General features: G+C 32.7%; 19 protein-coding genes and 1 pseudogene. 9 read left to right on the forward strand and 11 right to left on the reverse strand.

Annotated elements, in window-relative coordinates; all coding sequences use genetic code 11:
• Positions 1 to 232: 232 nt before the first annotated feature.
• Entirely contained in the window at positions 233 to 1,891 is a 1,659-nt protein-coding gene (locus J2Y03_RS19280; protein ID WP_310196959.1) for a peptide ABC transporter substrate-binding protein, read from the reverse strand.
• A 348-nt stretch (positions 1,892 to 2,239) separates the two neighbouring features.
• Between J2Y03_RS19280 and J2Y03_RS19285 the strand changes: the two genes are divergently transcribed.
• Together J2Y03_RS19285 and J2Y03_RS19290 are read left to right on the forward strand one after the other, a co-directional pair.
• Positions 2,240 to 3,673: an oligosaccharide flippase family protein gene (locus J2Y03_RS19285; protein WP_310196963.1), complete on the forward strand. Its 1,434-nt coding sequence runs from the start codon at positions 2,240 to 2,242 to the stop codon at positions 3,671 to 3,673.
• Between the two features lie 40 nt (positions 3,674 to 3,713).
• Complete coding sequence (locus J2Y03_RS19290) at positions 3,714 to 4,619, forward strand: glycosyltransferase family 2 protein (protein ID WP_310196966.1); 906 nt, start codon at positions 3,714 to 3,716, stop codon at positions 4,617 to 4,619.
• 140 nt (positions 4,620 to 4,759) lie between these two features.
• On the opposite strand, the gene J2Y03_RS19295 is transcribed toward J2Y03_RS19290, so the two are convergent.
• From J2Y03_RS19295 to J2Y03_RS19335, 9 genes and pseudogenes are all read right to left on the reverse strand, one after another.
• Positions 4,760 to 5,401, reverse strand: a complete 642-nt coding sequence (locus tag J2Y03_RS19295) for a class D sortase (protein ID WP_396954227.1) — start codon at positions 5,399 to 5,401, stop codon at positions 4,760 to 4,762.
• Entirely contained in the window at positions 5,394 to 6,809 is a 1,416-nt protein-coding gene (locus J2Y03_RS19300; RefSeq protein WP_310196969.1) for a processed acidic surface protein, read from the reverse strand. The genes J2Y03_RS19295 and J2Y03_RS19300 overlap by 8 nt, the downstream gene beginning before the upstream one ends.
• Before the next feature lie 489 nt (positions 6,810 to 7,298).
• Positions 7,299 to 7,694 (reverse strand): GtrA family protein, encoded by a 396-nt coding sequence (locus J2Y03_RS19305; RefSeq protein ID WP_310196972.1) that lies wholly within the window; start codon positions 7,692 to 7,694, stop codon positions 7,299 to 7,301.
• A pseudogene (locus J2Y03_RS19310) lies at positions 7,694 to 7,945 on the reverse strand (glycosyltransferase); the annotation flags it as partial. The pseudogene J2Y03_RS19310 and the gene J2Y03_RS19305, both read right to left, overlap by 1 nt.
• Before the next feature lie 545 nt (positions 7,946 to 8,490).
• On the reverse strand, positions 8,491 to 9,633 hold the full coding sequence (locus J2Y03_RS19315; RefSeq protein ID WP_310196974.1) for a glycosyltransferase family 4 protein: 1,143 nt from the start codon (positions 9,631 to 9,633) through the stop codon (positions 8,491 to 8,493).
• A 334-nt stretch (positions 9,634 to 9,967) separates the two neighbouring features.
• Positions 9,968 to 12,616 (reverse strand): SH3 domain-containing protein, encoded by a 2,649-nt coding sequence (locus tag J2Y03_RS19320; RefSeq protein ID WP_310196976.1) that lies wholly within the window; start codon positions 12,614 to 12,616, stop codon positions 9,968 to 9,970.
• A 301-nt stretch (positions 12,617 to 12,917) separates the two neighbouring features.
• Positions 12,918 to 13,910, reverse strand: coding sequence for an LCP family protein (locus J2Y03_RS19325; RefSeq protein WP_310196979.1), 993 nt, complete (start codon positions 13,908 to 13,910; stop codon positions 12,918 to 12,920).
• Positions 13,911 to 14,092: 182 nt separating this feature from the next.
• Positions 14,093 to 16,330: an N-acetylmuramoyl-L-alanine amidase gene (locus J2Y03_RS19330; protein ID WP_310196981.1), complete on the reverse strand. Its 2,238-nt coding sequence runs from the start codon at positions 16,328 to 16,330 to the stop codon at positions 14,093 to 14,095.
• Positions 16,331 to 16,514: 184 nt separating this feature from the next.
• Positions 16,515 to 16,907 (reverse strand): hypothetical protein, encoded by a 393-nt coding sequence (locus J2Y03_RS19335; protein WP_310196985.1) that lies wholly within the window; start codon positions 16,905 to 16,907, stop codon positions 16,515 to 16,517.
• Between the two features lie 137 nt (positions 16,908 to 17,044).
• Between J2Y03_RS19335 and tagU the strand changes: the two genes are divergently transcribed.
• The 7 genes from tagU to J2Y03_RS19370 all read left to right on the forward strand — a co-directional run bounded on the left by tagU (position 17,045) and on the right by J2Y03_RS19370 (position 24,305).
• Positions 17,045 to 17,986: a polyisoprenyl-teichoic acid--peptidoglycan teichoic acid transferase TagU gene (tagU, locus tag J2Y03_RS19340; protein ID WP_310196987.1), complete on the forward strand. Its 942-nt coding sequence runs from the start codon at positions 17,045 to 17,047 to the stop codon at positions 17,984 to 17,986.
• Between the two features lie 199 nt (positions 17,987 to 18,185).
• A complete protein-coding gene (gene pssD, locus J2Y03_RS19345) occupies positions 18,186 to 18,656 on the forward strand; it encodes a PssD/Cps14F family polysaccharide biosynthesis glycosyltransferase (protein WP_310196990.1) in 471 nt (156 codons plus the stop codon).
• Positions 18,653 to 19,132: a PssE/Cps14G family polysaccharide biosynthesis glycosyltransferase gene (pssE, locus tag J2Y03_RS19350; protein ID WP_310196992.1), complete on the forward strand. Its 480-nt coding sequence runs from the start codon at positions 18,653 to 18,655 to the stop codon at positions 19,130 to 19,132. The genes pssD and pssE overlap by 4 nt, the downstream gene beginning before the upstream one ends.
• A 29-nt stretch (positions 19,133 to 19,161) precedes the next feature.
• Positions 19,162 to 20,304 carry a polysaccharide pyruvyl transferase family protein gene (locus J2Y03_RS19355; protein WP_310196995.1) on the forward strand — a complete coding sequence of 381 codons (1,143 nt, stop codon included), beginning with the start codon at positions 19,162 to 19,164 and terminating at the stop codon, positions 20,302 to 20,304.
• A 15-nt stretch (positions 20,305 to 20,319) separates the two neighbouring features.
• The gene (locus tag J2Y03_RS19360; RefSeq protein WP_310196998.1) at positions 20,320 to 21,417 is read left to right on the forward strand and encodes a glycosyltransferase; all 1,098 of its coding nucleotides are present in this window, start codon (positions 20,320 to 20,322) and stop codon (positions 21,415 to 21,417) included.
• A 24-nt stretch (positions 21,418 to 21,441) separates the two neighbouring features.
• Positions 21,442 to 22,959 carry a murein biosynthesis integral membrane protein MurJ gene (murJ, locus tag J2Y03_RS19365; protein ID WP_310197001.1) on the forward strand — a complete coding sequence of 506 codons (1,518 nt, stop codon included), beginning with the start codon at positions 21,442 to 21,444 and terminating at the stop codon, positions 22,957 to 22,959.
• Positions 22,960 to 23,063: 104 nt separating this feature from the next.
• Positions 23,064 to 24,305 carry an alginate lyase family protein gene (locus tag J2Y03_RS19370; protein WP_310197004.1) on the forward strand — a complete coding sequence of 414 codons (1,242 nt, stop codon included), beginning with the start codon at positions 23,064 to 23,066 and terminating at the stop codon, positions 24,303 to 24,305.
• Positions 24,306 to 24,336: 31 nt separating this feature from the next.
• On the opposite strand, the gene J2Y03_RS19375 is transcribed toward J2Y03_RS19370, so the two are convergent.
• Positions 24,337 to 25,527 carry a DHHW family protein gene (locus tag J2Y03_RS19375; protein ID WP_310197008.1) on the reverse strand — a complete coding sequence of 397 codons (1,191 nt, stop codon included), beginning with the start codon at positions 25,525 to 25,527 and terminating at the stop codon, positions 24,337 to 24,339.
• Between the last annotated feature and the right edge of the window lie 12 nt (positions 25,528 to 25,539).

Below are 25,539 nucleotides of genomic sequence, written 5' to 3' on the forward strand. Positions count from 1 at the left end.
AGTGAAGATAGTACAGTTAGTAGTCGATGATTTCTTATTTTAAACTCCTCCTGTTACAAAATTCTCCCAATTAAGTTTATTTAACTTTAAATCTTTATTTAATTATGTAAGGAAATTCAAGTCCAGGTTGTATTGTAACATATTTCGTCATTTTTTTGATAATAAAAGACTGAATAAGTATTGATATAACCTAATCAGTCTTTTGTATTTTATCCAATATTTTAATGTGCTATTAATTTTGCTTTTTTTCAAAATATGCCCATTTAAATTGTATATGACTTAAACCAGAAATAGCTACTCCTTGTAAATCTTCATTTTGAAGCCAGTAATTTGAATAAAAGTAAATCGGAATTACTGGCATGTCACTCATTAATACATCCTCAGCTTTTTTTAATATCTCCAGACGTTTATTTTCATCCGTTTCATTTTGTGCTTGTAATAAAAGGGATCGAAAATCGTTATTTTCCCAACCAGTTGAATTATTAATTGAATTTGAATCGCCGTACATTTTAAGGAAATGGTATGGGTCGTTGAACTCGCCTATCCATCCAGTTTCAGCAACTTCATAATCAAGGATTTGGATATTGTCAGAATTTTCTTTGCCGCTTGAATTATTTAATGTTACATTCACACCTAGATTCTCATTCCACATTTTTTGTATGGCCAAGGCAATTTCTTCATGTCCTTCATTTGTGTTAACTGAAAGTGTAATCGGAGGTAATTCAGAAGCCTCAGTATGTCCGAGTTCCTCTAAACCTTTTTGTAAATATTCTTTTGCATTTTTCACATCGTAATCCTTAAAATAACCCTTATCATTTTCAGGAATCAAAGTTGGCGGTACAATAGCAGTGGCTGGGGTAAGGCCCAATTTCGCAATACTGTCAATTATTTCTTTGCGATTAATGGCTAAAGCAAAAGCTTTTCGCATGTTAACATTATTAAAAGGTTCAACTGAATTATTTAATTGGTAAATATAATTTCCCTCGACAGATTGAGAATTAAGCATTTCGACATCAACAAATTCCTGTACTCCATCAATTGGCATATGACCAATAGGTGATCCAGCCCAATCAAGTTCACCTTTCTCAAACATTGATAATTCACTAATTGGATCATCAACCATAAACATCGTTATAGATTTTAATTTTACAGGGCCTAAATCCCAATAATTATCGCTCTTTTTAAGAACTATTCGTTCATTATGTAACCATTCAGTCATTTTAAAAGGTCCATTGCTTGAATAAACTCCCAACTCACTTGCCCATTTTGGATTTTCCTCAGCAACAATACTGTTTATCGGAAAGTAGGTAGGTAAAGCAGTTAATTCTAAGAAATATGGGGTTGGGTTGACAAGTTTTACCTCTAAGGTCTTGTCATCAATTGCTTTTACACCTACATTATTTGCGCTGCCTTTACCATTATTAAATTCTCTTGCACCTTCTATATAATAGAGTTGATAAGCACTGTTGGAATGATTGGAAGGATCTAAAGCCCATTTCCAAGCATATTCGAAATCTTTCGCAATGACCGGGTCTCCGTTTGACCATTTCGCGTCACGAAGTGTAAATGTATACGTTTTTTGATCTTCAGAGATTTTCACTACTTTTGCAGCTGCATTAACCGTCTGGCCCCATAGGTCAATTCGAGTTAATCCTTCAAATGTTTGGAGTAAAACGGAAATGGAAGTGGGATCTGCTGCCAACCCAGGATGTAATGTTGACGGTTCTTTACTAATATTTATACGAAGATTTTGTTGAAGATTTTTACCAGTTTGATCTGCTAGACCCTCTTCAACTGTTTCTTCTTTGCCGAATAACGCTACATAAAACATGCTAAGAAACATGCTTGATATGAGCAGCATACTTAGTATAAGTACGATATTTTTTTTCACATTGTAACCTCCATCTAACAAATCTCATGGAATTTATATATTATTACAAATTCAATCACAACCATAGAGCTTTTTCTCAACACAATATGTAAAGTTTAAATGCATACGATTATAATTTTACATGAATATCGAAATAAGTAAAATAAATTAGAAACATACACTGTTATTCTTAATAATAAAAGGAAATACGTTTCTAGAAGGAACAGTCTAAATATAAGTAGGTAGATAATTAGACCGGATATCTATAGTAATATATTTTGCCGTTGTTTAAAATAACGTTTAATGCTAATCTTAATTGATGTAAAATGGAACAATAAAAAAATTTTTTAAAGGATCTGAAAGCATTTAATGGGTAGACTTGTATCGAATTATTTATATACAGTTATATATCAAATATTAATATTGATTACGCCGTTTATTACCACACCATATGTTTCTAGAGTACTAAAACCTGAAGGTATAGGTATTGATGCTTATGTATTATCAATTGTACAGCTATTTGTAGTTTTTGCAGCTTTGAGTTTCCCCATGTACGGAAGCAGACAAATAGCTACCAAACAAGCTTTGGAGGAAAGATCAAAGGAATTCTGGTCAATATATTCTGCACAACTTATTAGTTCTCTGATTACCATTGTTGTTTTTGTAATTTATTTATCAACCATTGAAGATTATAAAATGTTGTTTTTCATTCATATTTTCACCCTGATTGCCGCAACAATTGATGTATCTTGGTACTTTATTGGAAAGGAACAAATCAAAAGCATTACAACAAGGAATATTGTAGTAAGAGTTGTAAGTTTGATATTGATTTTTACCTTAGTAAAAGAAGTAGATGATTTAGATAAATATATCATGATCAATGCGGTGACACTTTTTGCTGGTCAATTAATTATGTGGATTCCGTTATTGAAAGACATCACCTTCACGCGTATTACTTTACGTGAGATAAAAATTCATACAAGCCCAATCATTAGTTTGTTTTTGCCGCAAATCATGATCCAAATTTATCTCCTTGTAAATAAAATAGTATTAGGTCGTGTATCCGGCGAAGTAGAAGTAGGTTTTTATACCCAGGCAGATAAGATCGTTCGAATTGCCTTAGGATTTATAACATCCTTAGGAACTGTGTTACTTCCCAGAATGGCTAAGGAATTCTCCCAAGGGAATATAGAAGCCATGAAAAGATACATTAAATATGCACTCCAATTTGTTATCATGATTACTCTACCAATGACATTGGGCCTAATGGGAATTGCTCCTAATTTTGTTTCATGGTTCTTAGGAAATGACTTTAAACCAGTTATAAGTTTAATAATTATTATAAGCCCTATTATATTTTTTGTTGGTTTAGCAAATATATTTGGCATTCAAATTTTAGTTTCTACAAACCAACAAAATAAATATAGTATCAGCATCACGGTCGGAGCTATACTCAGTTTAATTACAAATATTTTACTCGTGACTCATGTTGCCAGTGTTGCTACTACTTGGGCTTTATTAGTTGCTGAGGCTACCGGAGCATTAATTCAAATGTATTTTGCGAGAAAATACTTTGATTTTAAAAATTTTGCTGGAATGTTTTTAAAGTACCTAACCTTAAGTATTTTTGTTTTTCTATCAGTAAGTGCAGTTGATAAATATATTAATATTAATCCTGTGTTAGTTACATTTCTTCAATTACTAATAGGTGGTCTAATATACATTTTAGGACTATTTATGATTAAAGATTCGATCCTAATCATGATAGTAAACACTATGAAAACCAAAATGTTAAAACGATAACGGATTGTAAACGCGATTATCTAAAAGGAGCGAAAGGAATTTGAATAAACAAAGTCTTCATGTTCCATCAGTATATATTGTCATTCTTAATTACAATAATCCAGGCGATACGATTGCCTGTGTGGAAGAAGCAGAAAAAATTAACTATAGAAATTTTAAAGTTGTTATCGTCGATAATAAATCTACCGATAATTCAGAGGCTCTTATAAAGGAAAGATTCCCACATCATACATTTATCCAAACAGGAGCTAATTTAGGTTATGCAGGTGGAAATAATATTGGAATGAAGTTTGCAAAGACTCAAGGTGCTGACTATATTTGTGTACTAAATAATGATGTGATTACGCATCCTGACTTTTTAAAAATATTATTGGATTATCTAGAAAACAATCCCAATGTAGGGGTCGTCGGCCCAAGAGTATGTGAGTATGATGAACCTACCATCGTCCAATCTACAGGTGCTATGATTGATTTCCATACTGGACGGGTCAATATATTAAATAACGGTGTACATGAAGATACATTGAAGGCTCAAATTATTCCATGTGATTACGTTGGAGGAGCATGTTTGCTGTTTAATAGCAAGATTCTCGAAGAAGTTGGCTATTTGCCTGAAGACTATTTCTTATTTTACGAGGAAACAGAATGGTGTTTAAATATAAAGAATAAAGGGCTTGAGGTCATTTGTTACTGTGATGCAAGAGTTGTTCATAAAGGTTCAGCATCGATTAATCAAATCTCCGGTTTATCCGAATACTTTATGTACCGAAACGTTGTCATATTTATGAAACGAAATGCTAAAGTAAATCAAAGACTTGTATTTTATACTTATTCAATATTGTATGCTTTTTATCGCGGGCTTTTTAAAAAAGAAGGAATGAAATTTTTTAACTATTTTTATCATGGTTTAACAGAAAAGAATAAGTATGATAAAAAATTAAATTAGATACATTAATTGTAAATGAAAAAAAGGCAGAAACACTCACTAATTGTGAGGATATCTGCCTTTTTTTAAAAGGGACTTTTTCAGTGCCCTCCTTACCACCTCGCAGGCTGGTTATCTTGTTTTCTTTACCAATTAATTTATTAACTTACTGTTTTTGAAGTCAGATAAGCGACAAGGATATAGCGTTCAGGTGCTGACCCGATATAATTAAAAGGATAACAGGTACTGACGGTTAGTGTTGCTCTTGGTTTTGGAACAATAACGGTCCGGTCATCTTCATCAACAATCCGTACTTTGTTGACTTTGTATGTGAACTCCCCTGCTGAAGTTCGAACGATTAACACATCTCCTTCGCCTACCTCCCCCAGTTTTCGGAATACGGTATCTCGATGACCCGAAAGAACGGAATTGTCATTTTCACCAGGCAGCACACTTTCTGCAAAATGGCCAACTCCTTTTTCCAACTCATCCTCGTTTGTTCCGTGGTAGATAGGAAGGGTTGCGTTTAATTTTGGGATATACAGTTCTCCAATTTCTTCGCCCATTTTAGGAAGTGAAGGATATAGCGCTTCTTCTGTTTCTTCTTTCCTTGGCTGTGTAGTCGCTTTTACTTCGATATTGGAGGATTGAGTCTTATAGGCAAAATAGCCTTTTGCAAACTTATAGATATTGGTACCAGAAAACCAAAGTCCAAACCCAACGACAGCAATAGTAAAAGAGAGAAGAATCAACCGCATTTTACGATTGATTCCCTTATTATTAATTCGTTCCATCTTACACATTCCTTACCCTTCGGTACATGAAGATACCAGCAAAAACAATGGCAAGTCCAATTAGTGCATTTGGGATATAATCAGAACCTGTATTTGGAAGTTTAGCACCTTTGACGGTCTTATGTTCCGGTTTTTTTTGGGTAATCATTTTTTGTGGTTTAGCTGCAGCTGGTTGTTCAACTGTTTTTGTTACTTCTTCGGCAGACTCCTCGATTTGTTCACCTGTTTTAATAACGGTTTCGGAATCGACCATTTCACCCGTTATAATGAGGTCCGCTAACAATTGTCCATCAGTACTGAATAATGCTACTTTCAAGTTAGCACCTTTTAGTTCTTCCATTTTCAGTAAGTCCCAAAAAGAAAGTGGTATCTCTGATCCGCCTTTGACAAGGGTAAAGACTGCCTTCAGTTTAAAGATCGAAAGAAATTCATCATAGATGGATACGATCTCAGCCATTTGTTCGGCTGTAAGTTCAGCAGCTTCATCAAAGTCCTCGAAAGCCATCATGCGGTTACCCAATTCTTCAAGTCTTTCTAGAATTGCAGGATCGGAGAGTTGTTCTTCCAAACTCATCAAATGTTCTTCAATTCGTTGAAGTTCCTCATCCGTAAGATCGATTCCTTCCTGAAAAATAGGAAGAAGATCTTCTGCTATTTCTTCATCCATTCCAGGATTTAGCTCATCACCAGAATATTGCCAAACAGCACTATCTAAGTCATCAATGTATACGTAATCGTTGATGTCCTTTCCGTTTTCCTCTAACAATTGGAATAAAGCCTGTTGATCCAACTCATAATTTTCGTAAAAGTAATCTAAATTACTGAGATCTGCTTTAATAACTTCACTTAGGAATGCACTTAGGTCTTCAACCGTTTCAAATTCTTCGAGAGTGGTTTCATAATTAGCAAGAGACGTTTCTATATCTTCCTTTGTCACTTCAAAGCCTCTTTCTTCGCTAACCATGGCTAGATATTCCACTAGGTCTTGGTCAAAATTTGGATCGCGCTCAAAAACCCCGTCTTCTGTATAGAAGTAAACAGCTGAATAGAGGTTATCAAGAAAGATATAATCGTTTAGTTCCTCACCATTTTCGTTTAACAATTGATGAAGCCCATCTTTATCTAGTTCAAATTCCTCATAAATGGAATCTAAGTTACTTAAATCGGAATTGATTACTTCACCTAAGAAACTACCAATATTTTCAACAGATTCATAGTTTTCAATACTGTCTTCATAAGCGGCAAGAGAAGCTTCTATATCCTCTTTCGTCACTTCAAACCCTCTTACTTCACTAACTTCTTTTAAATATTGTATAAGATCCTGCTCAAACGTCGTGTTTTGAGCAGCTATTGTTAATTGTGGAAATAAGCCGATTAACAATGAAAAGGAAAGTAAAATTGCCCCCAGTTTTTTCATTATGATTGTCTCCTTTTTATTATTTTTCTATATTTCTAGAAATATTATAATTTGATAACAATTAAATTACAATGAGAGTTTTGTTGCCAAATCGAATACTTACTTTAACTTTATCTGCCAAAAGGATAATTCTATCTGCCAAAAGGATAATTCTATCTGCCAAATGAATTTCAAACCGCCTGCTAAAGGTGGATATTACCAACTTTGTTAGCAGAAAGGTTATATATGGGTGTACAGGTATTTAGTACGGTCGAACGAACTATTATTATATTGGTGGTGAACTCTTTATTTATGGTCGAAAGATCATAATTAGGTAATCAGCTATTCATAATAGTGCAAGGTAGATCGTTACGTGCTCGTACCTGTCTGTCTAAATACATAGAATCTAAAAACGCATATGTAAATAATTAAGTCACCTTTGAGAGTGACTTTTATTTATATAACATAATAGATAAAATTTTACATTCGGTTTCCCTAAAAATAATGGATTTATTCCGCTGTCTTAAAAACGAAATACCTGCTAGCAAAATAATTAACAATAACTACTATTACATTTACCAAGATTTTTGAGACTAAGTCGTCCATTTTCATCCATTCCACCAAAATAATCATCATTCCTATATCTACTATGTAGGATAGCAATCGAAAAAAGATAAACGATATAAACTCTTTAGTTATTAACAAAACATTTAGATTTTTGCTGTTAAAAACATAGATTTTATTTGTAATAAAGGCGAATATAACAGATAAAATCCATGCAATTGTAGTCGCTAATTTAAAATCCATGTTAAATATTTTTGACAAAATACCGTAACTTACAATATTTATTAAAGTTGTCAAGACCCCAAACACGAGGTAATTTACTACCTCTTTTTTAATTTTCATTACATTTTCCCCACAGGAGATTTTTTATTTTGACGCTGTGGTACATTAGTCACCTTTTCATTATTGAATTCATCTACAAAATAAAGCGGTCTGTCCTTTGTTTCGTTAAATATTCTCCCTAAATACTCCCCAATAATACCTAAGGATATTAATTGAATTCCACCTAGAAAAAGGATGACTGTCATTAATGAAGGATATCCTGCGACATTTTCTCCAAACAAAAGTGTTTTTGCAATAATCCAAATCATATAACGGTATTTGTCAATATAGATGTCGCATTTAGCTAGTTTAGTTTTTTTAAAAATGTCATTCATCGCGAGTTCAAACAAAGACTACCGCGCTTCGCTTGCTTGCCTGATGATTTGAATCGAAAAGGAAAAAGCGTACTTTCGATTCAAATCACCAGGGAAATGGACGGATTACGATTTTTCCAATCCTTCTATTTACCCCTCGTCTCGCATCGGATTAAGCGCTACTTCCTTATCAGTCTTTTTCGTTTTTTCATTAAATAACTATAAAAATATATTCTTAGGCTATAAAGCAAACCATTCATTCGCATTGGAAAATCATAAAAAGCTATCTTCATTATCTGGTAAAAAAAATCTTAGTGAAAAAATAAAGTTATACAAATATCCTAATGATACTTATAGAGAACATATGCCCTATGATACAGAAACCCCCTATATCCAAACGTGGATGATCGAATATTATGACCTTCCTCAAAATACCGAGTTTGAATGGGTAAATCAATCATTAAAATAGCCAAAACCGGGCAAAAACGCCCGGTCCTTTTTATTTATTGGTTACCTCTTTTAATCATTAGACATTTTTTGATGACTTCATCACATGTTTCTAACCATTTATCCCAGTTTAGGCTATTCTCATATTTATTTCTTGAATTCTTTGAAAAGGTCAAATATGTATCCTCATTGCAAATATACTCAATTTTCTCTGCGAAGTCTTTTCCTCTTTTATCGAGTTGGAGCCTAAACCCATTTACTCCCTCTTCCACATAACTTTGGATTCCTCCAGTATCATACGTTACAATAGGAAGTCCATACATACTCGCTTCTGAAAAAACAATTCCAGCACACTCTGCTCGTGTTGGTAATATAAAAATATCACTTTCTTGATAGTATTTAATCATTTTATTGTAATCTTCCTGGTTATTCTTATTAAGAAATCCAACAAAGTTAACATTATCAGTATTTATAGTACCAGGATTTTCAAGACCAATGATCGTTAGTTTATACTTTGATTTTGAGTGTTGATTGAGATAGTCCAAGCATTCCAATGCGACATCTGCACCTTTTCTCTCCCATTCTACACCTACAAAAAGTAGATTCATTTCCTTATTTGGTTCAAAGCTTTTCTTATTATATTTATCAATTAAATTCGCACCAAATGGTAGTACATTAATCTTATTTTCATTTATGCCGTAATAAGTTATTGCATCATTTTTTGCCCAATCACTAGCATAAATGATTTGATTTGCATTTTCTAGTGCCCTTTTTTCAACCATATTGCCATTTTCTATACTACTTTCATCCAAATTAAATAGATAATAATCGATCATTACATGAAAAGTGGCATCAGAGAGGTAAACGATTGGGATATTTGTATTCACAAATGCTGCTGCTACACTATTGGCTGGGAAAAATAAAACATCATATTTTTCTCCTGATTGTTGCAATATATTATTCAGTTTTTTTGATTTTAATTTTGAATATGAAACCATCATGGTAGTAGATGACTTTTTGGTAAGCTTTTGTTTAACTCGTTGTTTTATGTAGTAATATTTATCTAACCCTTTAGTTTCTAGCAGAATTGGTTCAACTTCATAATTTTTCGAAAGTATGTTATATAAATTATAAATGGTGCCTGACCATTGTGTTTTATCATGAACATCCGCATTGACTACATAACCAATCTTTAACATATTTCAAAACTCCTTTCTATGGCTGCTATGAATTTATTGTGATTAATAAATTTTCTTCTTATAAACTGCATACTAACTGGTATAAAAGTTTTTCCTATATGTTTGTGCATATAGCAGAATACGTTCTTTTTTCAGGTAATAGCTTTGACAAAAAGGAAATATATTAATCACACTTATGTATAGACTTTAATAGGCTATCACGAGATATTAGTCGTTTCAATCATTTTACAAAAAGTGATCTCATTTATTCATTTTTTAGAAATGAACAAAAGCTGCCCTCGAAAGTCCTGTTTCCATTACTTTTGAGGGCAGCCTTTTTTAAAAATTTATTAACTTATTTATATAATGGCATTTCTATGAAAATTGTATATGGTTGTATTTTATACACTTCATACATAGTTGAAACTTGTTTAGAAGCCCATCCAATATCCGTAGCATATTGATGTCCAGCTTTACCTACCGTAGCCATTACCTCTGGATTCCAACGCATTTCATATAGTGTATTTTGGACTACTCTGAAATTGTTATTACCACCCAAATAACCATTGTCAATAAAGGTAGCCCCTCCCACTATTGCATGGTATGGAGTAAACCAACCTTTTTCATAGGCTGTTTTCGCTCCACATTCAACTGGGCAGTTATCAAATGCTCCTATACCATACATATTATAAACAGTCTTACCATTATAAGTTACACCTTTGGCAAGAGTGGATTGACCCTGTCCTGTTTCTAACAATGTATGTGCCATTAAATATACTTCATTTATCCCATATTTTAGTCCAGCATCTATAAATGCTTGGCCCTGGCCTTCTAATATTCCTTTTCCTACAAGGTATTTATTCAATAACTCTTTTGAAACTCCACTTGGTTTTGTTAGGTCCATGAATTGGAACTTTTGCTTCTCATCATTTACAAAATTAGTTGGGTCCAAATAATATAAAACATCTGAGGATTTTGCATTACGCCAAGCACCAAAGCTTACTTTATACCAACCACTGCCGTCGTCTTCTAAAATAGTAAATTGAGTACCTTTGTTTACCGTAGCGTAAATATGACTGTCTGTCTTCTTTTCTGCTCTAATATTAAGTGAATCAGTAGCTTGACCGATTAAATTAGTGGTAGCAAGACTACTATGCACGTATAAAATGTCTCCATTATACTCAATTTTATACCATCTTGTACTATCAGAAACCTTCACTCCCGAAACATTATCATCCAATACTTTGAATTTTGTTCCGTTACCAACGGTTGCAACAATTTTGCTAACAGTATCTGGAGAGGTTCTAAGGTTTACACTGCTTCCACTTATGGTACCACTTTTAAATACAGTAATGTATTGGCTGCTAACATAAGCAGGAGCATTGCTATATTTATCAGTCTGTGGAGTCACTTTCATTTGCATATTTAATGCATCATTTAACCTAATATTATAGTAGTTAGTTAAATTAGACTTTATAAATGAATTTTTTGTCGTTCCTGGTGCTGCTCCACCTTTTGGAACTAAAACAACTTCAAGAGCTTCCAATCGCTTTGAAAGTCCTTCTGTACCAGCTGATTCTCCGTTCTTAGCCCATCCTAGCCAACCATAGGTTTCTGCGTGGACACGGTAATAAATATCATAATGATTTGCCATTTCACCTGTCAAATTGATTTGGATAGCTTCTAAACGTTTACTTTCTCCAGATGTTCCAGATAAGGCTCCATTTGATACATTTTTTAGCCAGCCATATCCTTGAACATGGGTCTTGTAAGAAATACCTCCAGAATAAGGGATTTTATCCAATGAAATCTTTACGGCTTCCATTCGTTTTGCTTGCCCTTGTGTTCCTGACATTTTCCCATCAGATACACGTGCTAACCACCCATAATCTTGAACATGTGTTGAATAAACAACAGTTGGATCCATAACTAATGGTTTATTTGTAGAACCTGGTGCAGCTCCACCTTTTGCCACTAGGACAATCTCAATGGCTTCCAGTCTTTTAGATAGACCTTGTGTACCAGCTGATGCCCCGTTTTTAGCCCAACCTAGCCAACCATAGGTTTCTGCGTGGACACGATAATAAATATCGTAATGCTGTGCCATTTCACCAGTCAAAGCAATTTGGATTGCTTCTAGACGTTTAGCTTCACCAGCTGTTCCAGATAAAGCTCCATTTGATACATTATTTAACCATCCATATCCTTGAACATGGGTTTTGTAAGTAATACCTCCAGTATAAGGAGTATTTTCTAATGAAATCTTTATGGCTTCCAAACGTAATGCTTTTCCTGCTGTTCCTGACATTTTCCCATCTAATACTGGTGTTTGCCACCCGATATTTTGAACATGGGTTGAGTAATTAACAGAAGGTTTTTTTAAGGAACTGGTTGAAGCGGTTTGTACTGACTGTGTTTGTATTGACTGTTTTTGCACTGGCTGTGTTTGCACTGGCTGTGTTTGCACTGACTGTTTTTGCACTGGCTGTGTTTGTACTGACTTTGAAGTAACTTCATCTGTTACTGGACTCAAACTTTCCTTACTTTCTATTAAGCTAGCTTTTTCGTTTTCAGCTACAACTGTAATTTGCTCATTTAAACTTTTAGGCTTTACTTCATATTTAAATGAATCAGACTCAGCTAACCTAATTTGTATACTTTCTTTTTCCGAAATTGGAAATACATTTAGTTCTTCGTTAACATAAAGTGTGATGTCCTTTGTTTGATTTGACGAATCTTTTTGAATCTCAATTTTACCATTTACAGATGATTTTGATTCATCTGTCCACCCAGTTAATGTCAATTTTACATTTTCATTAACCACAATGGAATGTTCTCCACCATCATAATAAATGAAATAATAGCCAGAATCTTCGTTAACATTTGTTTCGGAATCATCTATCGAATAAGTAATTCCTCCGTCTGCAGCATATGCAACACCAGCATTTGAAACAAATGGTGAACCTATTAATAGCATTCCTACTACAACAAAATTTCCTCGCATTTATCCTACTCCCTATAATAAAAATTTTTATACATAAAAATTAAAATCGACAATTTTCATGTATTTCTTCTAGTAGTCTATCATATAAAACATCTTAAAAAGCTATAAAAAGCTTGAAACACTTCAGAAATCTTTATTTAATTTTTGTTACAAAAAGATAATATCATAAATTAGCAGATTTTGTAACAATTTCTCTAAACTTGTAAGTTAGTAACTATCACCAAATTTTTGAGTTAAATAAACAAAAGGCAAACTCAGCGGAGTTTGCCTCTTATTTCTAGATTGAAAAGATATAGATTAATTATTCTTGAGTTTGATTAGTAGAATTATTTTGTGAAATGATTTGGTCATCATTGAGGAACTGATCAATGGCTTGTTTGTTTTCATCAAAATCTATTTCTAAAACTGAACCTGCATGTTCATAGCTTCCCATTGTATACGATTGATCAACAGGAATGCGTAAGGTTTCTATATCGGCAGGAGGATTTAAGAAAAAGTCCTTAACAACTGCTAGCAGGTCAAGTCCTTCTAAATTGGTATCAATGTATGGCTGAATTGTACCAACTATTTTTGGTAATTTTGTTACACCGTTGACACTTATAATCTCATCCTTTAAAGCATTCACTACCTTTTGCTGACGCTCTACTCGACCAAAATCACCGCTAGCATCACTTCTAAAACGGGCATATCCTAGTATCTCTTTACCATTTAAATTTTGAAATCCTGGTTGTAAAACCAAACCGATATTTTCGGACATTCTTTTTTCAACTTCCATTTCAATACCATTTGGTGCTAGTGTATCAACTACTGATTCAAATCCTTTAAAATCTACTACCGCATAATAATGGATGTCAATATCAAAATTTTGCTTTATTGTCTGTCTAAGTAACTCAGGTCCCCCTAGAAAGTATGCTGTATTAATTTTATAATTTTTATTATTTGGAATTTCCACATATATATCTCGCATAAGAGAAACTAGTTTTGCCTTTTGATTTTCTGGGTCATATTGGGCAATCATAATGGTATCAGTTCGTGATTTTTCCTCACCCCTAGAATCCACCCCCAATAAAAGGATATTAACCTTATCCATCTTCTCTTTATCCGCACCATTAAATTCTGTCTTTGCAGTTTCATCCGAAGACACCGTAGATTTACCTGATGCTTGTTGTAAACCTTGTGAATATTGATAATATATATAACCTGAAAGCCCTAAAAAAAGGACTAAAATAACAAACGATACTTTTTTAAATTTAGACTTCTTTTTCTTCCTTTTATTAAAGTTTTGTCTATTCATTCATTCCACCCTTTTAAAAAGATAGATATTACGAATACTTATTATATCATTTATTGTAGAAATTTGTAATATATTTTTTGCATAATAAATATTAAATTTCGATTTAGTTTGTTTGGATTTCAATAAACAAAAAAGGACTAGAAATCACTTTTGATTTCTAGTCCTTTTTAACTAGTAAATTACTAATAAATTTGAAAGTATTCATGAATTCCATCTGCTATTGCTTTTGCTAACTGATTTTGATAGGAATCAGTAAATAGTTTTTGACGGTCTCTTGAGTTATTAATAAAACCCATTTCTAGTAAAGTTGCAGGCATAGCTGCTTCACGTATTACTGCAAATGTTTCTCCATGAGTTCCACGATCATTTGTATTCGTATAGCTAATCATATTTTCTTGAATTAAGTTTGTAAGTGTCACACTCTTTGAGATTCTTTCTGGATTATTATGCATAGCCTCATTGATTTTCGAAGGGTAATTTGAATCAAATTCATAGTAATAAGACTCTATGCCAGTAGCCGTTGTTTCTTTTGCTCCAGTTGCGTTTGTATGTATACTAACGAAAATATCTGCAGCTAAATTATTCGCCATTTGAGGACGATCTAACAAGCCTAAATAGGTATCGTTATTACGAGACATATAAACTTGATAACCACGATTTAATAATAATGATTGAACTTTTTTGGCAACTTTTAAATTCAAGTCTGCTTCATGATAAATTCCCGCAGTTGCACCAGGATCACTTCCACCATGCCCTGGGTCTAAAAATACTGACAATGGCTGCTTAAATGCCGTGTTTTCACTGACTGGTGCACCTTTACCTTTAGGAACTAACTTGATTTCAATAGCTTCTAGGCGTTTAGACTGCCCTTCTGATCCAGCTTTCATCCCATTTTTCGCCCAACCTAACCAACCATATGTTTGAATATGAACACGATAATAAACATCGTAGTACTTTGCTATATCTCCAGTTAAATCTATTTTAATTGCTTCCAATCGTTTACCTTTTCCGGTTGTACCAGATATGCTGCCATTGGATGCATTATTTAACCAGCCATAATCTTGAACATGAGTTGTATAAGTAATTGCTCCACTATAATTAGCATTTTTTAAATCAATCTTAATTGCTTCTAAGCGTTTCGCTTGCCCTTTGGTTCCGCTCATCGCTCCGTTTGCAACAAAATTCATCCATCCATATGTCTCAACATGAGTTGAATAACGAACTGATGGTTTTGGAAGAAGTGAATCAGGAGCTGGATTACCAGGTGGTGCAGAACCCTTTTCTACAATTATTATTTCAATTGCTTCCAATCGTTTTGCTTCTCCACTAGTCCCTGCTAACTTACCATTTTTTACCCAGTTCATCCAACCATATGTTTCTGCATGAACACGATAATAAATATCATAATTTACAGCCATTGAACCAGATAATTCAATTTTAATAGCTTCCAATCGTTTTGCTTTCCCTGTGGTTCCACTTACTTTGCCATCAGATACATAGCTTAACCACCCATAATCTTGTACATGGGTAGAATATTTCACACCCAAACCCTGTACATTATTAACTGAAATTTTAATACCTTCTAAGCGTTTTGCTTGTCCCTCTGTACCTGCCACTTTCCCATCAGAAACTTCATTTTGCCAGCCAATATTTTGTACATGGGTAGCATAATTTATAGAAGGTTTTTGGACAGCTAATGATTTAGGTGCTGGCGTTGGTGCTGGCGCTGGTGCTGGTGCTGGTGCTGGTGCTGGTGCTGGTGCTGGTGCTGGCGCTGGTGCTGGTGCTGGTGCTGGTGCTGGTGCTGGTGCTGGTGCTGGTGCTGGTGCTGGCGCTGGCGCTGGTGCTGGTGCTGATTTTTGTAAGATACTATTTTTTCCCAACAATGTTTTGTCTTGTTTACTACTAGGACTTAGAAGTTTGACGTCTTCAGTTCTAATAATACCTTCTCGATTTCCTACTGTAATAGAATAATATTCCCTATCAATTTTCGTTACCGAATACTCCACCTCCGGAGCAAGTTTTAGAATGGTAGTTTCTAAACTATCATCCGAATACACTTCAGTTGGAATGTGAGTTAAAAATCTCTCCGATGTAACCCCTGTTTCAGCACTAACTAGCGAAAAATTAATGTTATCAAAACTGATAATTTTAGTGGATTTTTCTTCTATATAGGCCAAATCTCCGTCCCACTGAAAGTAAACTTTTCCATCCTGGATAGTATCGATACTTAATTGTGTAGCAGGATTGAATTCTCCGACTATTTTTTGATCTTTACTAAATATATATGCCTTTTCGATTATTTCGACATATTCAGCATAAATGTCATCTGATTTAAGCTCCTGCGAGAATGCAAGATTAGGAGAATAAAGAGATGACACTACAAGACAAAAAAGAATAAAAAATTTGAACTTTTTCATAAACACAACAATGTTTCCCCTCCTTCTACGTTATTATATAGTTTTTTTGCATTTTTTGCGTACTAATTTAAAAAAATGTTGAAAAATGTTATAAAAAAATAACTCTCCTGATGGGACTGAAGAGTTTTGTATGTTCGTTCATTTAGTTTCAAGCCTGCTCGCCCTGTAATGAGCGAAGTTAACTTTATTGTTTTTTTAAAAGTTTTTTCACCAACAAGAACATTCCCTTTATTATTAAGAAAGCCGCAAAAAAGAGAAGGAAGCCCCATAGACTAATAACTGCATCGTCAAATTCCATCTGCCCTCTACCTGTTATTTTTTGCTGAATTTCGATGGCAAAAACTAGTACTAACATGACAGTGAAAGTATAAATAAAAGAGATGGCTGTAATACTATACTTTGAAAGTGATTTAAATAATAAATGGACTATAAAGAAAGATCCAATACCGATAATTCCAAAAACCCATAAATGTAGATCTTTATCAGTTAAGTTTAATCCTGACTCACTTGCGAGGTCCATTAAAATATCATGAAAACTGTTTATTATACTGGTTATTATTAAAATTAAATCTTTCACATTAACCTCCAATGTTTTTTTCTATTATAAGTGATTTTTGTCGAAAAAACGATTATTTGACAAAAATAACTATTCTTTTTACTGCCGTTTTTTGGTATTCTATTAATGCTGTTTATTTTCCTTAGGAGGCAATAATAATGGGTTCTCGATTAGATAAAAAGTCAACAAAGAAAAAGCGAAAATGGGTTAAAGTCCTTATTATATCATTTATTATTTTATTTTTGGCAGTAGGTGCATACGCATTTACAGTATATAATTCCCTAAAGGGTGCCGTAGAGACGATGCATAAACCTTTAGAAAGGGAAAAATCAGAAAAACGGGAAGAAGATGTTTCTTTAAAACAAGGAACACCATTTTCAGTACTTCTTCTAGGTGTAGACCAACGGAAAAATGACAGGGGCAGATCTGACTCCATTATCGTACTATCTGTTAACCCCAACAACAACTCTGTAAAAATGGTTAGTATTCCTCGGGACACCAGAACTGAAATTGTCGGGAAAGGGGTACAGGATAAAATTAACCACGCCTACGCTTTTGGCGGAGTTGAAATGTCAATAGCCACCGTAGAAAACTTCCTAGATATTCCAATCGATTATTATGTTCAAATTAACATGGAAGGTTTTAAGGAAATTGTAGATTCTGTTGGTGGAGTTACCGTTCAAAATGATCTAGACTTCACTTATGAGGGCGTTCACTTTACTAAAGGGCAGTTAACCCTAAATGGAGAAAAAGCTTTAAAATACACTCGTATGAGAAAAGAGGACCCACGTGGTGACTTTGGCCGTCAATTAAGGCAGCGTCAAATAATTGAAGGCGTAATTAAAAAAGGTGCAAGTCTTAACTCACTTACAAATTTCGGCGATATTTTTAGTGCTCTAGGTAATAATGTCAGAACAAATCTAACATTTAATGAAATGGTTACAATCCAAAGTAAATACAAGTCTGCAAGCAATTCAATGGAACAAACACAAATTAACGGCGGTGGTACTAAAATCGATGGCGTATATTACTATATGGTTCCTGCTGAAGAAAAACAAAGAATTACAACTATGTTAAAAGAGCAATTAGAAATTAAATAAATTTTGAATGTACACCGTTTCAAACGATGAAACGGTGTTGTTTTGTGATTTAATATTTATTAAATAAAATAATATAATCACTCTTGTTATATAATAATAAAGGAAAATTAACTTGTATTATTTACTTCTTTAGTTATTTCTTTTAAATAATTTAAACTTACAGTTAATAATTTACTAATTTATACGTAGGGAGTTTGCAATGAATAAGAGAAAAAAGGTTTGCTTAATTAGTTCAACAGGGGGACATCTCTCTCAATTAAGACAGTTAGTACCCATAGTCAAAAATGAAAACTTTTATTTTGTTACAGAGCAACATACCTCGACTGAGGCACTTAAAGAAAAATATAATGTTTACTATTTAACACAGCAGGATAGGAAGAATATTAACTTTGTTTTTGTCTTTTTATTTAATATTTTATATTCTTTATTTATTGTACTAAAAGAAAGACCCACTTTAATTATTTCAACAGGGGCTGGGGCAGTTCTTCCAACATGTATTCTAGGAAAGCTTCTTGGCTCAAAAATATTATTCATTGAGAGTTTCGCAAAGATTGACACTCCAACCATTACTGGTAGAATTATTTATAAATTTGCCGACCGCTTTTATATACAATGGGAAGAATTAAAAAAACATTATCCAAAAGCTAAATATAAGGGGGCTATCTATTGATATTCGTTACTGTAGGAACTCAGAAGTTTCCTTTTGATCGATTATTTAAAGAGCTTGATCTCTTAGTTAGTGAAGGCATAATACAAGAAGAAATAATTGCTCAAATAGGTTATACAAACTATAAACCTAATCATTACAAGACCTTTAAATTTCTATCTGAAGCTGAAATAGAGCGTTATATAAACTCTGCTCAAGTTATCATTACACATGCAGGTACGAGTTCAATAATAACTTGCATGAAGAAAAAGAAAAAGACACTTGTTGTTCCTAGATTGTCAAAATATCATGAACATGTTGACGACCATCAGTTAGAAATTGCAGGCTTGTTTGAAGCTAAAAACGCCGTTGAGTTAGTTAGAGATATAAAGCAATTAAAGGAAAAGTTAAAAATAATAAAAGAAAAAGATTATGATTATTTAACATTTAACAATGAAGAATTACTCAATTCTATAAGTGAATACATTTCCACCATATAATAGGAAGAAATGAATAAGAGGGGTATTTTATGAGAGTCGGTATAGTAGGAAATTATGGTCATAATAACAATGGAGACGAAGCAATTTTAACAGGAATATTAGAACAATTAAAAAACAATTTAAACATTGAGGAAAAAGATATAGTTATTTTTACAAATAATGTAGAAAACACCACTAATAGATATCATATAAAATCCTATCCCTTAATGTACAAAAAAGGTAATATCCTAACTACTGGACTTACCACTATTAAAAACCACTCCAAGTTATTAGGAGACATAGACCTTTTAATTATTGGTGGCGGTGGTCTCCTAATGGACATGTATAAAAGAGATGCACCTCTTTACGGTTCATTAGGATTATTGGGTAAATTTAAAAAATGTAAGGTAGTCATTTACGGTGTGGGTGCTGGTCCAATAAATACAACTTTAGGAAAAACAATTATAAGGACATTGGTTAACAAAGCTGATTCTGCATCTGTTAGAGACGAGAATTCCAAAAAGCTATTAGAATCTCTAGGAATAAACAAGAAAATAGAAGTAATTGGTGATCCTGCCTTCTTTGTAAGTGAATCCAAATCTGTAAAAAGAGGAAATATAATAACTAATATTGGTGTAACAGCTGTACCATATTTTAGTAATAATTATTGGCCAACAACCGATCCTCAAAAATATCATTCTTATATTAACGGTTTAGCTAAAAACTTGGATGAAATAGCAAAGAAAATGGATGTTAATATTACATTCTATTCGACAAAATTTCCTGAGGATATTCAAGTTACCAAAGATATCTTTAATCTAATGAAAAATAAGAAAAATGTTCACATTAATGAGAAAAATCTAACTCCAAAGGAAATATTCTCTCTAAGCTCTGAGCAGGATGTAATTATTGGTACAAGACTCCACTCATTAATACTAGCCTCTTCTGCACAAACCCCAATAATTGGAATTGGATATCATCAAAAGGTAGAAGATTTTATGAAAGTGATCAACCAACACTCTTCTTATTTGAAAATTAACGAGTTAGATACTGACAGCAATTTATTGGTGAATTTATTAAATTGTATGCAAAATAATTGGAATGAAGTTCAAGATAACTATATCTCTATCTCCCATTCATTAAGAGAAGAAGCTGCAAAGGGTATAAAACAGTTATCTGCCTTAATAAAGTAATATAGGAGTGAGAGTGTGAAAAACGTTTTAATCATTAGTAATATGTTTCCTAGTAAAAAAGGACCCACCTTTGGTATTTTTGTTAAAAATCAAGCAAAACAGCTTGAATTAGCTGGGATGTCAGTGGATATTTTAGCTATAAAAGACCCAAGTATGGATAAAATAAATGTATTGAAGAAATATATTACTTGGTTTTTATATTTTTGTTTCAATTTACTCACTAAAGGTTGGAAATATGATATAGTTCATGTTCATTATATATTTCCTACTGGCATTTTGGGGTTGTTTTATAAAAAATTGTTCAATATACCGCTGGTCGTTACTGCCCATGGCGGTGACATTGATAAAATGGCAAAAAAAAATAAGTTCTTCAAGAAGTGTACAGAAGTTATTCTTAAGGAAGCCGATTACGTGATTTGTGTTGGCGATCAATTATATTCAAATGTTATTACTGAATACAATATACCTTCAAACAAAATAACTGTTCTTAATATGGGTGTAGATACGAAAATATTTTGCCCTAAGAATAAGAATGAACTGCGAAATAACTTTGGAATACCGGCCTCAACAAAAGTAATCCTTTTTGTTGGGAATATCATAAAACAAAAAGGCGTTAAAGAATTAGTAACAGCCTACAAAAATATTAATATAAATATTTCAAATACTCAACTTGTAATTATCGGAGCAAAAAAAGACCCTTCATTCTTCAAAGATTTAGAGTTATTTATAAAAGATAACAAATTAAAAGATATATCTATATTAGAACCCAAAACTCAAAAAGAAATTTCGGAATGGATGGGTATATCAAATGTGTTTGTTTTACCTTCTCATATTGAAGGTCTGGGATTAGTTGCACTAGAAGCGATGGCTTGTAAAGTTCCAGTTGTTGCATCAAGAGTTGGTGGTCTACAGTATTTACTAGCAGACGGAGTTGGTTTCCTTGTTCCACCTAAAAATCACAAGGAGCTAGAGGATACTATTTCTTATGTTTTGTTAAACGAAGAAAACTCTTATAACATTATTGAACGAGCTTATCAAAAAGCACTAGAAAGTGATTCAGATAAAGTAATCAATAAATTACAAAAAATCTACACCTTAATTGAAAATAGTTAAGTTGATGAAAGAAGATAAAATGAAATGAAATTAAAAACTCTCGCTGGTCTAATTGGAATCGTAACTTTAATAAATTTATTAACCAGATTTATGGGTTTCATTAGAGAAATTATTATTGGAACACAATTTGGAACCTCATCTATGGCTGATAACGTTGTTCTCGCCTATACAATTCCTAATTTTCTGTATTTAGTTTTAGGAGGGGCAATTACTACTTCATTTATCAGTATTTACAATAAAATTGACAGCGATTTAAACAAGGAGCAATTCAAGAAAGTTATATTAACTTATAGTTCAATAATAGTATTAGTAATTACTATAATATTGTTGGTATTTAATAATAAGACAATTAGTATAATGTTCCCTGGTGTTGTTGGAGAAAAAAAAGAAATATTGGAGACCCTATTTTTCATTACAACGCCTTCTACCTTTTTCCTTGTATTATCTATGTGGTTTAGTGGAGTTCTCAATATACATGGAAAATATATAGGAGCAAGCCTTTCAACTTTTATTAACAATCTTGTTTTTATTCTGTTTGTACTCCTTGCCTATCCTATCCTTGGAGTTTACTCATATGGTTGGGGAGCACTATTAAGTGCACTTATCATGTTTTTATTGCTCTTTATTGAATTAAAAAAAGGGGGATTTCTCCCTTTTTCTCTATCACTTCATTATTCAAACAAATCTGATTTGATTAGAATGAGTAAAATATTAATTCCTATTCTTTTAGGCGGAGCTACTTTACAATTTTATTTTATCACCCAGAGATTTTTCGCCTCGTACCTTACAGAGGGATATATTGCTGCTATAAATTATGCTACAAAACTTGTTCAGCTGCCTCAGACAATTTTAATGACTAGCGTAACAACAATTATATATCCTTTATTGGCGAAAAAAGCGGCGAATAAGGAATTTAGTGAAATTGGGAAGATTTTCAAAAAAGGTGACCATCTACTTGTTCTCTATCTTATTCCTTTATCAATATTTGTTTACTTCTTTTCAAATGATATCGTTTCTTTTATTTTTGAATATGGTTCCTTTGATAAAAACTCTACAGATGTTACCTCAGCAATGCTGAAAATATTCGTAATAGGCATGCATGCGCATGCGGCAAACATGTACATTACAAGATTTTATTATGCTTTAGAAAAGGCGATTTATCCTGTAGTTATTGGGCTGTTATCAGTCTTTGGATTAAATATCTTTATCAGTTACTATTTCCTTGATAGTATGGGGGCAGATGCAGTAGCTTGGGGAACAACAATAAGTGCATATTTTCAATACTTTACATTGTTAATAATCGGCAAATATAAATTGAATTTAGATATTAGGTTAGGAACAACAAACTTTCATTATTTATTAATCATAATATCTCAATGTTTAATCATGTTTATAGCCAGACCTAGTATTAAATTTAATATCTCATTATTAAATTTATTTCTAGGCGGCATTTTATTCCTTATTACGTATCTACCTACTCTCCATTTCCTAGGTTATTCAATTAAATTACCGAAACGTAAGGGTAAAGTGAACGCTTCTTAAGAAAAACTTATGGTAGAATAAAAAAAGAGGGATTTACCCTCTTTTTATTATTTTATTCCCTAAATTTCTTTATAGTTGTAAGCTTTACGAAAGGAGGAATAATATTGAGTTGCCGAAAAAATATTGTTTTAGGGCTCTTATTAATTATTCTTATTAGTATTTTTTATCTAATTCCTAAAGAATTATTTTCTTTCTCATTTTCAAAAACGGAACAAAGTATTATTTCTGTAAAATACCATGAAAAGAGATTATATAGTGATCAATTTTATGGTAAAGTTTACCCCAAAATTAATAACCCCGTTTTTATTGATGATAAAAAGATAAATAGGATTAGAGCCCAAATAAATAATAAAGAGGAGCCTACCTACTCAGAGTGGATAAAATTATTAAACTCTGCTAATAGTAAATTAGATTATACTCCTCAACCACCCGTTGACTTTTTTGTCCCATATGTTTACATAAATCCGGAAGGGCATTCTAAAAGCAAGGACCCTCTCGTTAAGGATGCCAATAATGCTTATGAATTAGCACTAGCATACCAAATTACTGGAGACAGTCAGTATGCCCAAAGTGCAATTCGGATTATTAATGCTTGGAGTAATAACGTTAACACGATTAGGGACGAAGAAGATACTCCCCTCGTTATAAGTAGTAATTTTCCTTCGATGATTGTTGCTGCCTCTTTATTAGAAAGTTCCTCAAAATGGGAGCAAAAAGATAGAGTAAGATTCAAGCAGTTTTTATCCGATAAAATTCTACCTAATCATACAATGAACTTACAAAACAATTGGGGTAATTGGGGGCTATTATTGGTCATTTCTACTGCAACCTACCTTAATGACCAAAAACTATTCTTGAAGTCTATTGACAGATGGAAGTTTTTCATTGACCATCAAATGAATGAATTAGGGCACTTAAAATATGAAGTAACTAGAAATAATGGGAAAGGCAATTATGGTATTTGGTATTCACATTTTAGCATGCAACCACAAACGCTTTCAGCAGAAATTGCAAAAGTTAATGGAGTTTACTTATTTGATTATGTATCAAAGGAGGGAAAAAGCTTGGAAGGTGCATTTAATAATTTGGTTAAGTGGACCAACGAACCTCAAACATTTCCCTATCATAAAGGAAAAGTAGATGAAATGAAACATATAAGAAAAAAAATGAATGAAAATAGTATTAATGGCGATTATCCCGCATCAATAAGTTATTTTGAGATATTAGCCGCTTACTATAATAATCAAACGGCAAAAAGGATCGTATTTGAAGAAAGACCCTTGACCGCAAATGTCTCATTTCCCTATTTAACATTTACTCATGGGGGAGCAAATAGAATTGACTAGATGTTCAACATAAAAGAGTAAAAAGCCCCATTTATTTAGGGGCTTTTCTAAATTCGTATAAATCACCTTGTAAAGCAGCATCATTATATAAAAACATTATGGAATCATATTCATTTTCTTTAACCATTGTTACCAAGTCTTGTTTTTTACTGTGTCTTAAATCAACTACGGTCGTTTTATTATAATGCTGGGCAAGATGAAAAATTATTGGACTTCCATATGAATCCTTGACAATCAGTATATTTCCCTTTTTCAAATTTGGGTTAGTTATATTAATCTTTCTTAAGTCGAATGTAAATACATCAGCATAAATTAACTTGCTTTTTGTTTCAATCCCACTTCCATAGACCTCTTCAAACGAACTTTTGTTACCATTTACACTTACTTTAAATTCACTAAATTTATTATCTTTAGGTAAGGTCTCACAAATTCTGTCTGTTTTAAGATCTACAATATTATAAACTTGTCGATTATAGCTACCCTCAAAATTCTTGTTATAGCACTTGGTAATATACTCATTTTCCACTTCAGTAAAGTATTGGGAATTATCACTTAAGAAGTTTGTTATTTCTTTATATCCATTGAATGCGCCAGTAATGTTCCAATGGTGATCTGTTTTGAAATACATTTGATTAATTTCATCCTGTGAGAACTTTTCTTTGAAGATATCCCCTAAATTTACAAATTTTAAGTTCTCTTTGGAAACATTAGAAATAAAATAATTCCTCTTTTCTTCATTTACACCTTTATTAATATAAGAAGGTGTGTCAACTTCTACTGTATTAACTTTATGTGGTAACAAAAAGAAGTAAATTTCAGCACCCGTTTTTGAGGCAAAATCAGCAAACTCATTCAAGTTACTAGTCGCCAAATTCAGAGGGTGTTTTGTAAAAGTATCATTTGGTTCTGGTATTATCCAACCATCTTCTTTTACCAAATACCCATTCAAAAACGTCTTACCAGTTAATTTTTCAAGATTGAGATATAACTTTAACCAGATATTTCGGCCAGGAAATTGATCTGTAAAATATTCTTCGTAATCCTTTATATATTCACCGTTTGCAAATGAATCTACGGTCATATCTGGCTGTTGTGCCAATGTCCTGTATTCTACATGGGATTCGTCTAAATCAGGGGAAAAAATAAAATAAAGTCCGGTTGAAAATATAAAAAATAAAAAAAGAATGATTAAACTTAATTTATTTATTTTTCTGATAATCATACATTAATAATC

Origin of the sequence: Neobacillus niacini, assembly GCF_031457145.1 — a bacterium.
Taxonomy (GTDB): domain Bacteria; phylum Bacillota; class Bacilli; order Bacillales; family Cytobacillaceae; genus Neobacillus; species Neobacillus niacini_J.